This is a genomic window from Frigoribacterium sp. PvP054 (genome assembly GCF_040547465.1).
Lineage (GTDB): Bacteria > Actinomycetota > Actinomycetes > Actinomycetales > Microbacteriaceae > Frigoribacterium.
This window is the reverse complement of the sequence record NZ_JBEPPU010000017.1, coordinates 1-12250: the sequence shown is the minus strand read 5'-3', so window position 1 is coordinate 12250 and position 12250 is coordinate 1. Positions and strand designations below refer to the sequence as shown.

The window sequence follows — 12250 nt, the reverse complement described above, 5'->3', positions numbered from 1 at the left end:
CCCTGGGCCGTGGACGTCGGCGCATCGCAACTCAGCGCCTCCCACGCCTGCAGGCCAGCCGTGAAGCGGTCATCCGTAGCCTCGACGTGACGGATGCCAGTTGGCATCCGGACGGGGCGAGGTCAGCTGCCCGGCGTGGCCAGTTCACCGGTGACGTACTGGGCGCGCCCGAAGCCGAAGGACCAGTCGGCGGCCGTGTTCTCGACGAAGCCGATGACGAGGTCCTCGCCGGCGACGCCCACCTCGGCGAGACCCGCCGCGAGCGCGGCGAAGAACGCCTGCTTCTCGTCGGTGCTGCGGCCTTCCTGGGTGAAGATCTGGATGATGACGACCTGCTCGGAACGGTCGATGCCGAGGCCGACGTCGAGCGCGGTCAACCGGCCCACCGGGTGCTCGGTCACGATCTGGAAGCGGTCGCGCTCGGGTAGGCCGTAGACCTCGACGAGCGTGGCCATCAGGGTGTCGCCGATGGCGGCGATCTGGTCGCCGGAGCGACCCTCGACGAGGTCGATGCGGATGAGAGGCATGGCAGTCCTTCGGTGACGTGAGGTGGCGGTTTCGGGCAGCGCCTAAGCACCATGTGTACTAGCTGCGACGACGTCGAGCCTGGGATGGTCGACCGCCCGCCCGACGGGAGGTCGCCACCCGCACGGGGTCTCAAGGGTCGAGACCGCCGCCCCTGAGCTCGCGTCATGTCTCGGCGATGAGGCAGACGGCGGTCGACGACGGGGTGGCGCGCGGTACGCGGCCGGGGGGACGTTCTCGGAGGAGCAGAAAGCGGGATTCGTGCGTCGTGGGCGTGACGTCCGACGCGTGGTGGATCTCACGGACGCCTCCTACGACGCCGACCTCGACGCCTTCGATCACCGGACCTCTGCGCTTCGCAGCGTCGTGACCGGACCGTCGTGACCCGCCGCGGACGGGCTCGTCGAGCCATGGCCCGTGTCGCCCGTCGCCGCGTATCGCTTCGCGAGGGTCGCGAAGGCGGCAGCGAGTTCCGGGGGACCGATCACGTGCATCGGCACGTCGAAGCGGCCGTAGGAGGCGGCCAACGACCCCCACGACCACGAGCCCGCCTCGAGGCTGCATCGTCGCTCGCCCAAGGCCTCGACCGTGCCGTCACCGGCGTACGGCAGGACCTCACGAGCAGGCAGTTCGAGGACGACGGTCCACCTGCACGGCCACGTGTCGGTCAGCGAGCCCTTGAAGCGAGCAGAGACGAAATCGTGCACGTCGCCGCCGGGGACGACGCGGGGGTGAAGGGCGGGCCGCCGGTGCTGCGCGGATCGACACGGTCGACGCGGAACAGTCGCCAGTCGTCCCGTTCGAGGTTCCAGGCGACGAGGTACCAGCGCCCGTGGCACGTCACCAGATGGTGCGGTTCGACGCGGCGGGTCTCGCGGCGCCGTCGCTCGCGGTCGTCGCCACCGCGATCGGCTTGGTCGAAGCGCAGGACCCGGCGGTCCCGGATGCCGTTCGCCAGCGTCATGAGGACGTCGAGCGAGACGTCCGCCGACGCCGCGTCGCCTGGGCGGCCGACGACTGTCACCGCGAACGCATCCAGCGGGTGCCGCAGTCGGGAGGGCGTGACCTGACGGACCGTGGCCAGGGCGCGGAGCCCTGCCTCCTCGATCCCGCCGCCCGTGCCGGCCGTCGCCTGATGCCCAGGACGCGGCGCGGGGTCGACGGGCCCTGCGCCGCGTCTCGTCGAGGGTCGTTCCCCGGCCCCGCCGGGAGCGCATGATGGACGGGTGTCCATCCCCACCAGAGAGGCCGGTCTCCAGGCCCTCCGCGAGTTCGTCCCCCGTGCCGGGTCGGCGTACGCCCGCGACCGCGACCACGACCTCGGTGCCGTCCGCGACAACGTCTCGGGCCTGTCTCCGTACCTGCGCCACCGGCTCGTGACCGAGCGCGAGGTGCTCGGCACCGTCCTGGCGCACCACAGCCCGGCCGCGGCGCAGAAGTTCGTGCAGGAGGTCTTCTGGCGCACCTACTGGAAGGGCTGGCTGGAACAGAACCCCGAGGTGTGGCGACGCTACCGACACGACGTCGGCGAGTTCGTGGCCGGAGGTCTTCCCCCCGCGTTCGAGGCTGCGGTGGCCGGGCGGACGGGCATCCCCGCGATGGACGCCTGGGTGCGCGAACTCGTCGAGACCGGCTACCTCCACAACCACACCCGCATGTGGTTCGCCAGCATCTGGATCTTCACCCTGCGCCTGCCCTGGCAGCTCGGAGCGGACTTCTTCTACCGGCACCTGCTCGACGGGGACGCCGCCTCGAACACCCTCTCCTGGCGATGGGTCGCCGGTCTGCAGACGAAGGGCAAGACCTACCTCGCGACGACGGCCAACATCGCCCGGTACACCGAGGGTCGTTTCGCACCCGAGGGTCTGGCCACCACGGCCCGTGCCCTCGACGAGGCGCCCCTGCCGGCCAGGACGGCGATCGATCCCCACGACGTCGCCGGGACGATCGGTGAGCGAGCCGGGCTGCTCCTCCACGAGGAGGACCTCGAGGCGGTGAGCCTGCTCGGGGAGCATCCCGGCGTCCTCCCGGCCCCGGCGGCCACCGCCGTCGTCGCGGACGCCGCAGGCCGCTCACCCTTCGGTGCTTCCGGGGCCGTGACCGCTTTCACCGCGGGTGCCGTCGCCGACGCGACCGCGCGGACGATCGACGCCACCGGCCGCGCGGCCCAGACGCTTCCCGACGCGCTGCCGGCCGGTCTCGTGGCCTGGGCGGTGTCCCAGGGACTCGACACCGTCGTGACGCCCTACGCCCCCGTCGGGCCGGTGCGCGAGCGTCTCGCGGCAATGCGCTCGGCCCTGACCGACGAGGGCATCGAGCTCGTCACCCTCCGCCGTCGGTGGGACGGCGACACCTGGCCGCACGCCTCCCGCGGGTTCTTCCCGTTCCGGGAGCGCGTCCCGGCCCTGCTCGGGCAGCTCTGACCGGGCTGCGGACCGGACGGCGTCACGCCATTCCCGCCGACATCCGGCCCCGGGGCGGTGACGGGTGGCCTGGAGGTGCCATGGTCGTAGGGTGTCCGTTCCCGTGTCCGCCTCGCCTCCGCCGCTCGACGCCTGGGGGCTCACCCAGGTGGAGCACCTGCTCGTCGACGGTGGCCTCGATCCCGACGCCGCCGTCTGGCAGGTGCGGGACCGCCCCGGTGACCTCTGGGCGGTCAAGGCGACCCGACGCGACTGCCGTTTCGGTCTCGCGCTGGCCGCCTCCCTCGGCCTCGACGTCGGCGTCGTGGCGCCCCTGCCGACGACGTCCGGTGGGCTCTGGGTCGAGCACCAGGGCTCCATCGTGTCCGTGTCGCCGTGGATCTTCGGCGACGACGCCGCCGAAGACGGGCGGGGTCTCGACGACGCCCAGTGGACCGAGCTGGGAGCCGTGGTGCGCCGGGTCCACGACCAGGCGCCTCCCTCGGACGTGGCACCGCTGCGCCGGGGAGTCAAGCGCACCGGTCGGCGGGCGCGGGTGCTCTTGCGGGACCTCGACCACCGGTTCGTCGGTCGGCCCGACGATCCGCTCGCGGAACTCTGGCGCCGGCACCGTGGTCGCCTGGACCGGCTCGAGCGGGTGGCCCTCGAGCTCAAGGGCTCCAGGACGGACGCGAGTCGCGTCTCGTGTCACGGCGATCCCCACCTCGGCAACGTCGTGGTCGACACCGCGGGTCGTCCGTGGCTCATCGACCTCGACGAGGCCACCGTGGCTCCTCGGGAGGTCGACCTGGTGCTGGTCGAACTCGGAGTCCTGCCCGGCCTGCCCGTGACGGAGGCGGATCGCACGGCGTTCCGCCTGGGGTACGGCGACGACGTGCGACTCGACGAGGACCGTCTCGTCCGATTCGGGTGCGTCCGCGCCCTGGAAGACGTCACGGCGACCTTTTCGGCGCTCGAAGGAGCACACTCTCCGCAGCACGGTAGCGATGCGGGTGGGGTACAAGCGGGTCTCGAAGCACTGCTCGGACCCTCGGGGCTGATGTCCCTGGTCGAAGGACGACTGACCCGCGCATAGCTCACCTCCGTCCCGACGCCAGGAGAACCCCATGACCACACGACGCACCACCGCAGCCGCCACGGCCCTCGTCCTGACCGTGGGCCTCACCGGGTGCAGCGGCTTCACCGGCGGTGGGGACGACAGCGCGGCCGACACGATCACGTTCACCACCTGGGCGAGCGAGTCCGAGCAGGACTCGTTCGAGAGACTGGTGAAGCAGTTCGAGTCGGAACACGACGGCGCGACCGTCGACCTGAAGGTCGTCCCCTACGACCAGATGTTCTCGAACATCGACGCGCAGTTGTCCACGGGCGACGCCCCCGACGTGTTCCGAGTCGATTACGGCAACCTCGGCGTGTACTCCAGCCAGGGCCAACTGCTCGACCTCACCGGCAAGCTCGACGACGAGGACTCCTTCCAGCCGGCCATGCTCGAAGCCGTCTCGTACGAGGGCAAGCCCTACGGCGTGCCACACCAGACCGACGTCTCGGCGTTGCTGGTCAACACGGAGCTCGCCGCGGCAGCCGGCGTCACCGACCTGCCCACCTCCCAGGACGACGCCTGGACCTGGGACGAGTTCGCCGACGTCTCCGCCAAGCTCCGGGCCAGCCTCCCGGCGGAGCAGTACCCGTTCGTCGTCAACTGGCAACAGGGCGGCACGCCCCGGTGGTTGAGCTGGCTGTTCCAGGCGGGGGGTGACGTGCTCGAGGAGGACGGCACGACGCCCGCGGTCGACTCGCCCGCGGGCGAGAAGGCACTGTCGTTCACGCAGTCGTTCTTCACCCAGGACTGGGTGCCGCCGACGAGCAGCGTGAAGTCGACGAGCTACGCCGACACGCTCTTCGGCGAGCAGACCACGGCCATGGCCTTCGTCGGATCGTTCCTGGTGCCCGAGCTCGCGGACACCGACTTCGACTGGACGGCCGTGCCCATGCCCGTCGACGAGCGGGGGGCGACCGACCTCGGCGGCAACGCCCTCGTCGCCACGGCCGACACCGACCAGCCCGAACTCGCCACCGAGTTCGTGAACTACATGGCGTCCGCCGACGCGATGACCGAGTTCTGTGCCGCCACGAACGAGCTGCCGACGCGCACCGACATCGACGCGTCGTCGATCGACTTCGCCGTGCGGCCCGACGTCATGCCGGTCTTCGTCGACCAGGCCACGACCATCGAGCCGAGCGACGTGAAGCAGCTGACCTCGCCGTACCTCGCCGAGATCAGCGTCGGCCTGCAGGACCAGCTCGAGGCGGCGTTCACGCAGGGCCAGTCCGTGGACGACACCCTCTCCGCGCTCGACGGGTCGATCGCGCAGGCGACCAGGTGACGACGGCCGCAGCCACCCGGGCGAACCCCTCGACCTCCGGGGCCCCGGCCCACGCCGGCGGGGGTGCCGCGGGTCGAGGTCGGCCGGGTCGGCGCAGGGCACGCATCCGCGAGAGCCTCGTGGGGTACGCCTTCATCGGTCCCAACCTGCTGCTCCTCGCCGTGTTCCTGCTCGTCCCGATCCTCTGGGCCGTGCAGCTGTCGTTCCAGGCGACCCGTGGCTTCGGCGATCCGGACTGGGTCGGCGGTGCCAACTACGCCCGCATGGTCGCCGACCCCGTGTTCTGGCAGACCCTCGCCAACACGGTCCTGTTCACCGTCGTCACCGTCCCGGTCGAGATGGCGCTCGGGCTCGGGCTCGCCGTGCTCCTGGACGGGGTGCTGCCCGGCAGGAAGGCCTGGCGGACGATGCTCGTCCTGCCCATGGTGATCTCCGGCGTGGCCAGCGCGATGATCGCCGTCATCCTCTTCACCGAGGCGAACGGACTCTTCAACCAGATGCTCCGCGCCGTCGGTCTCGGCACGGTGCCGTGGCAGTCCGACGGGGCCCTCGCGATGGTGTCGGTCATCGTGACGATGATCTGGTTGCGCGTCGGCCTGAACATGATCATCTACCTCGCCGGCCTGCAATCGGTCTCCCCGGAGCTCTACGAGGCCGCCGAACTGGACGGTGCCGGCGCGTGGCAGCGGTTCCGGGCGATCACCGTGCCCATGGTCGGCCCGTCGACGTTCTTCCTGCTCGTGCTCAACGTCATCGCGTCCTTCCAGGTGTTCGACCTCGTCTTCGTGCTCACCGGGGGCGGGCCCGGCTACTCGACGTCCGTGCTCGGCACCTACGCCTACCGGAACGGCTTCCAGATCCGCGAACAGGGCTACGGTGCCGCCCTCGGCGTCGTGATCCTCGTCGTGACGTTGATCTTCACCGTCGTCCAGTGGCGCACCAACCGCACCCGCGACCTCACCGAATGACGGAGCACCCGTGACCACGCCCAGCAGCCTCGCCGACAGCCCCGTGACCGGCGCTCCCCGCAGCACCGTCGCCGGGGCCTCCCGAGCGGCCGGTGCCGCACCCCGACGCCGCGGCCGACGCCGGGGCGGTCGTCTCGTCGCCCTGCGGACCGTCGTCGCCGTCGTGGCTGCGGTGGTGGTGGCGTTCCCGCTGTTCTGGATGCTCGTCGTGGCCTTCTCTCCCCGGGGCGAGGTCTTCGGACGGGGCCTGCGCCTCCTGCCCAGCACGGTGACGCTCGAGAACTTCACACGCGTCCTCGAGCGGTACCCGGTCGTCGAGTGGTTCGGCAACTCGGTCGTCATCGGTCTGTTCGTCACCGTCTTGACGGTGGTCATCAACCTGATGGCCGGGTACGCCTTCGCGCACATCGACTTCGTCGGTCGCACGACGGTGTTCCTGCTCTTCCTGGCGACCCTCATGATCCCCGTCCAGGCGATCATGGTCGCGCAGTTCCGGCTCGTGAACGGGTTGGAGATCTACGGAACCTACTGGTCCGTCATCCTGCCCTCGGCGGCGACGGCCTTCGGGGTGTTCCTCTCACGACAGTTCATGCTCGGCATCCCCGGAGAACTGATCGAGGCCGCTCGTCTCGACGGTGCGGGCCCCTTCCGGGTCTTCACCAGCATCGTGCTGCCCCTCAGCGGCCCCCTCGTCGCCGTCCTCGTGCTGCTGACGCTGCTGGGCAGCTGGAACGACTTCGCCTGGCCCCTCATCGCCCTGAAGGACCCCGACCTGTACACGCTGCCGGTGGGACTGCTGTACCTCAAGGGCCAGACCACCCCCGACTACAACGGCATCATGGCGCTGGCCGTGATCTCGGTCGTGCCCATGGTCGTCCTGTTCCTGGCGTTCCAGAGGTTCTTCGTCCAGGGCTTCGTCCGCAGCGGCGTCCGCTGATCGACCGGTCCTCGGCCGCCGGGGCGGTCCGGGGTGGCTGCGCGCAGCCACCCCGGCGTCGCCGGACTCAGCGGCGGGCGGTGCTGCGGCGACCCGAGACGGCGACCCAGATCGCGAGGACGACGATCGCGCCGATGATGGACCCGATGATGCCGGCGGGCTGGAAGAACCCGTCCGTCGGGTCGTGCTGGAACAGCAGGAACCCGAGGAACCCGCCGACGAACGAGCCGATGACGCCGAGCACGATCGTCATGACGATCGAGAGGCTCTGACGGCCGGGGACGACCGCCCGGGCGACGAACCCGGCGATGAGGCCGACGACGAGCAGGCTGATGATGAGACCGATCATGGTCTTCTCCTTCCAGGAGGGGAGCGACGGGCACCGGCGGTGCCCTGGCGTCGCATGACACAGCAGACCACCCCTGGGGAGGTGGCGGCACACCCCTCGGGGTGGGATGGTGTCGTCATGCCCCTCGCACCGACCCGATCGATCACCGTCGCGCTCGTCGACGACTACGACGTCGTGCTCGCCGGCCTCGCGCACCTCTTCGACCGGTACCGCGACCGGGTGGTCGTGGCCGAGATCGACGCGACGACGGCGCTGTCCGACCGGGTCGACGTCGTGCTCTACGACTCCTTCGCCCAGCCCGAGTCCGACCACCACGAACTCGCCGAACTCGTCGCCAACCCCGCGGCCGGCAAGGTCGTCGTCTACACCTGGAACTTCCACCCCGAACTCGTCGAGGCGGCCCTGGCGCAGGGCGTGCACGGGTACCTGTCGAAGACCCTCACCGCGCGCGAGCTCGTCGAGGCGCTCGAGGCGGTGCACCGCGGCGAGCAGGTCGTCAGCGACGTACGGGGGCGCGCGCCGAGCGCGCCGGGCCTCGACTGGCCCGGTCGCGGCGAGGGCATCACCGACCGCGAGTCCGAGATCCTGGCCCTCATCACCCAGGGCAAGAGCAACGCCGAGGTCGCGGCCCTGACCTACCTGAGCCCGAACACGGTCAAGTCGTACATCCGGTCGGTCTACCGACGCATCGGCGCCACGAGTCGCACCCAGGCCGTGCTGTGGGGCGTCGAGAACGGCTTCCGCCCCGACCACCACCGCATCGACCACTGGCTGGGCGGTCCCTGAGGCGCGACCCGCGCCTCCTACCGGTCGGTGCGGGTGGCGAGCACGGCCCGGGCGGCCATGCCGATCACGGCGCTGTAGGTCGGGTAGGCGAACCGGACGTCGGCCAGGGTCGCGACGTCGACGCCACCCGCCATGGCGGTGGTGACCGCCTGGACGACCTCGACGGCGCTCTCGCCGACGGCGTGGGCGCCGAGGACGAGTTCGCGCCGCCGGTCGGCGATCAGCTTGAGGAACCCGGTCTCACGGTCGTCGATGACGGCCCGGTCGACGTCCGAGTACGGGATCGTGACGACCACGCAGCCCTCGTCGGCCTCGCGGGCCTGCTCCTCGGTGAGGCCGACGCCGGCGTAGTCGGGGTCGGTGAACCCACCGGCCGGCAGCAGGTGGTGCGGCGTCCGACGGTTGGCCCCCAGGACGGCGTTCTCGGCCGCCGCCTCACCCTCGAACCGAGCCGCCTGCACGAGCATGTCGCGGCCGTTGGCGTCGCCGACCGCGAAGACGTGCGGCACGACGGTCCGGAAGTACCGGTCGGCCGGGATCGACGACCGGACCACCTCGATGCCGGCGTTCTCGAGTCCGAGGTCGTCCACGTCGGCCGGCCAGCCGGTGGCCATGACGACGACGTCGACGTCGGCCGAGAGCGTGCCGTCGTCCTGCCGCCAGGTCAGCGTGATCGACCCGTCCTCGGCGCGGGCGAGGCTCTCGACGCCGTCGATGCCGGTCCGCACGTCGATGCCCTGCTCGGCGAACGCCCCGGCGACGACCTCCGAGATCGAGGCGTCCGACGCCATCAGCACCCGGGGGGCGACATCGAGCAGGGTCACCTCGCTGCCGAAGGCGTCGAAGACGGTCACCAGTTGGGCGCCCGTGTTGCCCGCACCGATCACGGCCACGCGACGCGGCAGGGACGGCAGGTCGAGGACGTCCTCGGGCACCGTCGCGAGTTCGGCACCCGGGATCGGCAGCCGTCGCGAGTGCCCGCCGACGCAGATCAGGATCGACTCCGCCGAGATCGTCCGCCCGCTGTCGAGGACGAGGGTGCCGTCGTCGACGAACCGGGCGCGGCCCTCGTGGACCAGTTCGACGCCGGCGGCCTCGAAGCGTTCGGCCTCGCGCTTGATCGAGCGCACCCTGTCGACGCGCTCCCGGACGCGGGCGACGGTCGCCGCCCAGTCGATGGTCGGGGGAGCGACGTCGACGCCGTGGACGTCGGCGTGCCTGGTCTCGCGGATCAGCCGGGCCGTCTTCGCCAGCACCCGGGTGGGCACGCACCCGGTGTTGACGCAGGTGCCGCCGACGCGACCCGCCTCGAGGACGACGACGCGCGCACCCAGCTCGGCCGCCCTCAGGGCCGCGGCGGTACCCGCCGGTCCGGCACCGATGACGGCGACGTCGTAGTCCTTCTCCGAGATGCCCATGTGCTGTCTGCCCCTTCGTCGGTCGAACGCTACGACGAACTCAACCAGGCGCGCATGGGGACCGCCTCCGACGCCGTCGGGACTACCGGGCGTCCTCCGCCGGAGGTGCCGCCCGGGGGTGCCGGACGGTCGACACGGTGCCCGCCACGCACACCGCCGAGGCCACGACCAAGGCGCCCACCAGGAGGACGGGCCCGACGGACACGTCGCCGTCACCCTGCACGAGGCCCGCGAGCGCCCAGGCCAGGCACGACGACCAGACCACGGCCGAGATGCCCCAGCCGACGGCCGACCCACGGAAGGTCGGCTTCTGCAGCCGCCAGCGGCCTCGATCGCGATCGTCGTCGTCCATGGGGTCTCCCGTCCTCGTCGACCCGTCCACCGTACGTCCGACCTCCGGGTCGTTCAAGGGGCCCGAGGTCGCCGCGGGGCTCGCCACGACGGGCGCGAGTAGCGTCGCGGCCGTGAAGCCGAGCCCGTCCCCAGCAACCGCCCGCGCCTCCTCGGGGGTCCGCGTGCCCCTGGCCGCGAGGCTCGTCCTGCCGCGCGCCCTCGCGCCCGCCTTCCTGCGGGTGACCCGCGCGAACCGGACCTTCGTCACCGCGGCAGGCGCCCGACGGCGCATCAGACAGCGGTCGTTGCGCCCGGCCCCGTACGGCCCACCGCCGACCCTTCGCGACGACGTCCGGGTCGACGTCGCCCAGCGCGGCGGCTGGCCGGTCTACTCGGTCACCCGGCGGAACGGCGCCTCGCACGGCACCGTCGTCTACGTGCACGGCGGCGGCTGGGTCGGCGAGATCGTCTCGCAGCACTGGCACCTCGCCGCGCAGCTCGCCGCCGAGGTGGGCGCGACCGTCGTCCTGCCGATCTACCCGCTGGTGCCCTTCGGCACCGCCGAGGAGGCGCGGGTCGGCGTCGTCGACCTGGTCACCACGGCCGACGGCCCGGTCGCCCTCGCGGGGGACTCGGCCGGCGGTCAGATCGTGCTCTCGGCGGCCCTGTCGCTGCGGGACGCGGGCGTCGTCGTGGCCGACACGGTGTTGATCGCGCCGGCGCTCGACCTCACCTGGAGCAACCCGCGCATCCCGGAGGTGCAGCCGACCGACCCGTGGCTCGGGACACCCGGCGGTCGCGTGCTGGCCGAGCACTGGCGGGGCTCGCTCGACCTCCGCCACCCCACGGTCAGCCCCCTCTTCGGCGACCTCGCCGGACTGGGGCGGGTGACGGTGTTCACGGGGACCCGGGACGTCCTCAACCCCGACGCGCACCTCCTCCGAGACCGGGCCGAGCGGGCCGGGGTCGACCTCGAGTGGCACGAGGGCGAGGGCGACGTGCACGCGTACCCCCTGCTGCCGACGCGCTCGGGCCGGGAGGCGCGGGCCGCGCTCGTACGGACCCTCCGGCGGTCGTTCGGTCGCTGAGGCGGGAGGGCCGCCGAGCCGGGAAGACGGGAGTCGTCCCCGTCGTTGTCCCCGGCACGCAACCGAAAGGAACACCATGTCCACGATCGTCACCGCCGCCTCCGGTCAACTCGGCCGCCTCGTCGTCGAGGCCCTCCTCGCCCGCGGCGCCGCCCCCGACAGCGTCGTCGCCACCTCCCGCGACGTCTCGAGGCTGACCGACCTCGTCGAGCGCGGCGTCCGCACGGCCGAACTCGACTACGCGCGACCCGACACGATCGCGGCCGTCGTCGGTGCCGGAGACGTCGTCGTCCTCATCTCGAGCGACGCCGTGGGGCAGCGCGTGGCGCAGCACACCGCCGTCATCGACGCGGCCGAGGCCGCCGGCGCCGCCCGCGTCGTCTACACGAGCGCTCCGAAGGCCACGACCTCGGCCCTCGTGCTGGCGCCGGAGCACAAGGCGACCGAAGAGCACCTGGCCGCGTCGGGCGTGCCCGCGACCGTCCTGCGCAACGGGTGGTACACCGAGAACTACGCCGGCGAGGTCGCCTCGGCCCGCGAGTCCGGCGTCGTCTCCGCGAGCGTGGGCGACGGCCGCGTCGCGAGCGCCAGCCGCCGCGACTACGCCGAGGCCGCGGCGGTGGCCGCCCTCGACGACTCGACCGCCGGGCGCACCTTCGAACTGTCGGGCGACCACGCCTGGAACTGGGACGAGCTGGCCGAGGCCGTCGCGGGCATCACCGGCACCCCCGTCCGCTACGAGTCGCTGACGCCGGAAGAGCACGCCGAGCGCCTGCGGGGCGCCGGCCTCGACGAGGGGACCGTCGGGTTCGTCGTCGCCCTCGACGGCAACATCCGCGACGGACTGCTCGCCGAGACGAGCGGTGACCTCCGTTCGTTGATCGGCCGCCCGACCACGCCGCTGGCCGAGGGTCTCCGGGCCGCGACCGCCTAGCCGCCGGGGGAGCCGAGGAGGGGGGGGGGGGGGGGGGGCCCCCCCCCCCCCCCCCCCCCGGCCCCCCCCCCGCCCCCCCCCCCCCCCCCCCCGGGGCGGGGGGGT

General features: G+C 72.2%; 14 protein-coding genes. 8 read left to right on the top strand and 6 right to left on the bottom strand.

Annotated features, from left to right (window positions below; genetic code table 11):
* Positions 1 to 122: 122 nt before the first annotated feature.
* From ABID81_RS14740 to ABID81_RS14730, 3 genes are all read right to left on the bottom strand, one after another.
* Positions 123 to 527: a tautomerase family protein gene (locus ABID81_RS14740; protein ID WP_354595536.1), complete on the bottom strand. Its 405-nt coding sequence runs from the start codon at positions 525 to 527 to the stop codon at positions 123 to 125.
* Positions 528 to 863: 336 nt separating this feature from the next.
* A complete protein-coding gene (locus ABID81_RS14735) occupies positions 864 to 1232 on the bottom strand; it encodes a hypothetical protein (protein ID WP_354595535.1) in 369 nt (122 codons plus the stop codon).
* Positions 1193 to 1549, bottom strand: coding sequence for a WYL domain-containing protein (locus tag ABID81_RS14730; RefSeq protein ID WP_354595534.1), 357 nt, complete (start codon positions 1547 to 1549; stop codon positions 1193 to 1195). The genes ABID81_RS14735 and ABID81_RS14730 overlap by 40 nt, the downstream gene beginning before the upstream one ends.
* A 202-nt stretch (positions 1550 to 1751) precedes the next feature.
* Here ABID81_RS14730 and ABID81_RS14725 point away from each other — a divergent pair, with 202 nt between their 5' ends.
* The 5 genes from ABID81_RS14725 (at position 1752) to ABID81_RS14705 (ending at position 7237) form a co-directional block, all read left to right on the top strand.
* Complete coding sequence (locus tag ABID81_RS14725; RefSeq protein ID WP_354595533.1) at positions 1752 to 2948, top strand: FAD-binding domain-containing protein; 1197 nt, start codon at positions 1752 to 1754, stop codon at positions 2946 to 2948.
* 91 nt (positions 2949 to 3039) lie between these two features.
* The gene (locus tag ABID81_RS14720; protein WP_354595532.1) at positions 3040 to 4023 is read left to right on the top strand and encodes a phosphotransferase enzyme family protein; all 984 of its coding nucleotides are present in this window, start codon (positions 3040 to 3042) and stop codon (positions 4021 to 4023) included.
* A gap of 31 nt (positions 4024 to 4054) precedes the next feature.
* Positions 4055 to 5332: an ABC transporter substrate-binding protein gene (locus ABID81_RS14715; protein WP_354595531.1), complete on the top strand. Its 1278-nt coding sequence runs from the start codon at positions 4055 to 4057 to the stop codon at positions 5330 to 5332.
* On the top strand, positions 5329 to 6300 hold the full coding sequence (locus ABID81_RS14710; protein WP_354595530.1) for a carbohydrate ABC transporter permease: 972 nt from the start codon (positions 5329 to 5331) through the stop codon (positions 6298 to 6300). The genes ABID81_RS14715 and ABID81_RS14710 overlap by 4 nt, the downstream gene beginning before the upstream one ends.
* Positions 6301 to 6310: 10 nt before the next feature.
* Positions 6311 to 7237 carry a carbohydrate ABC transporter permease gene (locus tag ABID81_RS14705; protein WP_354595529.1) on the top strand — a complete coding sequence of 309 codons (927 nt, stop codon included), beginning with the start codon at positions 6311 to 6313 and terminating at the stop codon, positions 7235 to 7237.
* A 67-nt stretch (positions 7238 to 7304) separates the two neighbouring features.
* On the opposite strand, the gene ABID81_RS14700 is transcribed toward ABID81_RS14705, so the two are convergent.
* Entirely contained in the window at positions 7305 to 7586 is a 282-nt protein-coding gene (locus tag ABID81_RS14700) for a GlsB/YeaQ/YmgE family stress response membrane protein (RefSeq protein WP_354595528.1), read from the bottom strand.
* Between the two features lie 117 nt (positions 7587 to 7703).
* Between ABID81_RS14700 and ABID81_RS14695 the strand changes: the two genes are divergently transcribed.
* Positions 7704 to 8372, top strand: a complete 669-nt coding sequence (locus ABID81_RS14695; protein WP_056256592.1) for a response regulator transcription factor — start codon at positions 7704 to 7706, stop codon at positions 8370 to 8372.
* Between the two features lie 17 nt (positions 8373 to 8389).
* Here the strand turns inward: ABID81_RS14695 and ABID81_RS14690 are convergent, their stop codons facing one another.
* Together ABID81_RS14690 and ABID81_RS14685 are read right to left on the bottom strand one after the other, a co-directional pair.
* Positions 8390 to 9790, bottom strand: a complete 1401-nt coding sequence (locus ABID81_RS14690; protein ID WP_354595527.1) for a dihydrolipoyl dehydrogenase family protein — start codon at positions 9788 to 9790, stop codon at positions 8390 to 8392.
* Between the two features lie 82 nt (positions 9791 to 9872).
* On the bottom strand, positions 9873 to 10142 hold the full coding sequence (locus tag ABID81_RS14685) for a hypothetical protein (RefSeq protein WP_354595526.1): 270 nt from the start codon (positions 10140 to 10142) through the stop codon (positions 9873 to 9875).
* Between ABID81_RS14685 and ABID81_RS14680 the strand changes: the two genes are divergently transcribed.
* Together ABID81_RS14680 and ABID81_RS14675 are read left to right on the top strand one after the other, a co-directional pair.
* On the top strand, positions 10141 to 11211 hold the full coding sequence (locus ABID81_RS14680) for an alpha/beta hydrolase fold domain-containing protein (protein WP_354595525.1): 1071 nt from the start codon (positions 10141 to 10143) through the stop codon (positions 11209 to 11211). The two genes, ABID81_RS14685 and ABID81_RS14680, sit on opposite strands and share 2 nt — an antisense overlap.
* 76 nt (positions 11212 to 11287) lie before the next feature.
* Positions 11288 to 12145, top strand: coding sequence for an NAD(P)H-binding protein (locus tag ABID81_RS14675; RefSeq protein ID WP_354595524.1), 858 nt, complete (start codon positions 11288 to 11290; stop codon positions 12143 to 12145).
* Positions 12146 to 12250 lie beyond the last annotated feature (105 nt).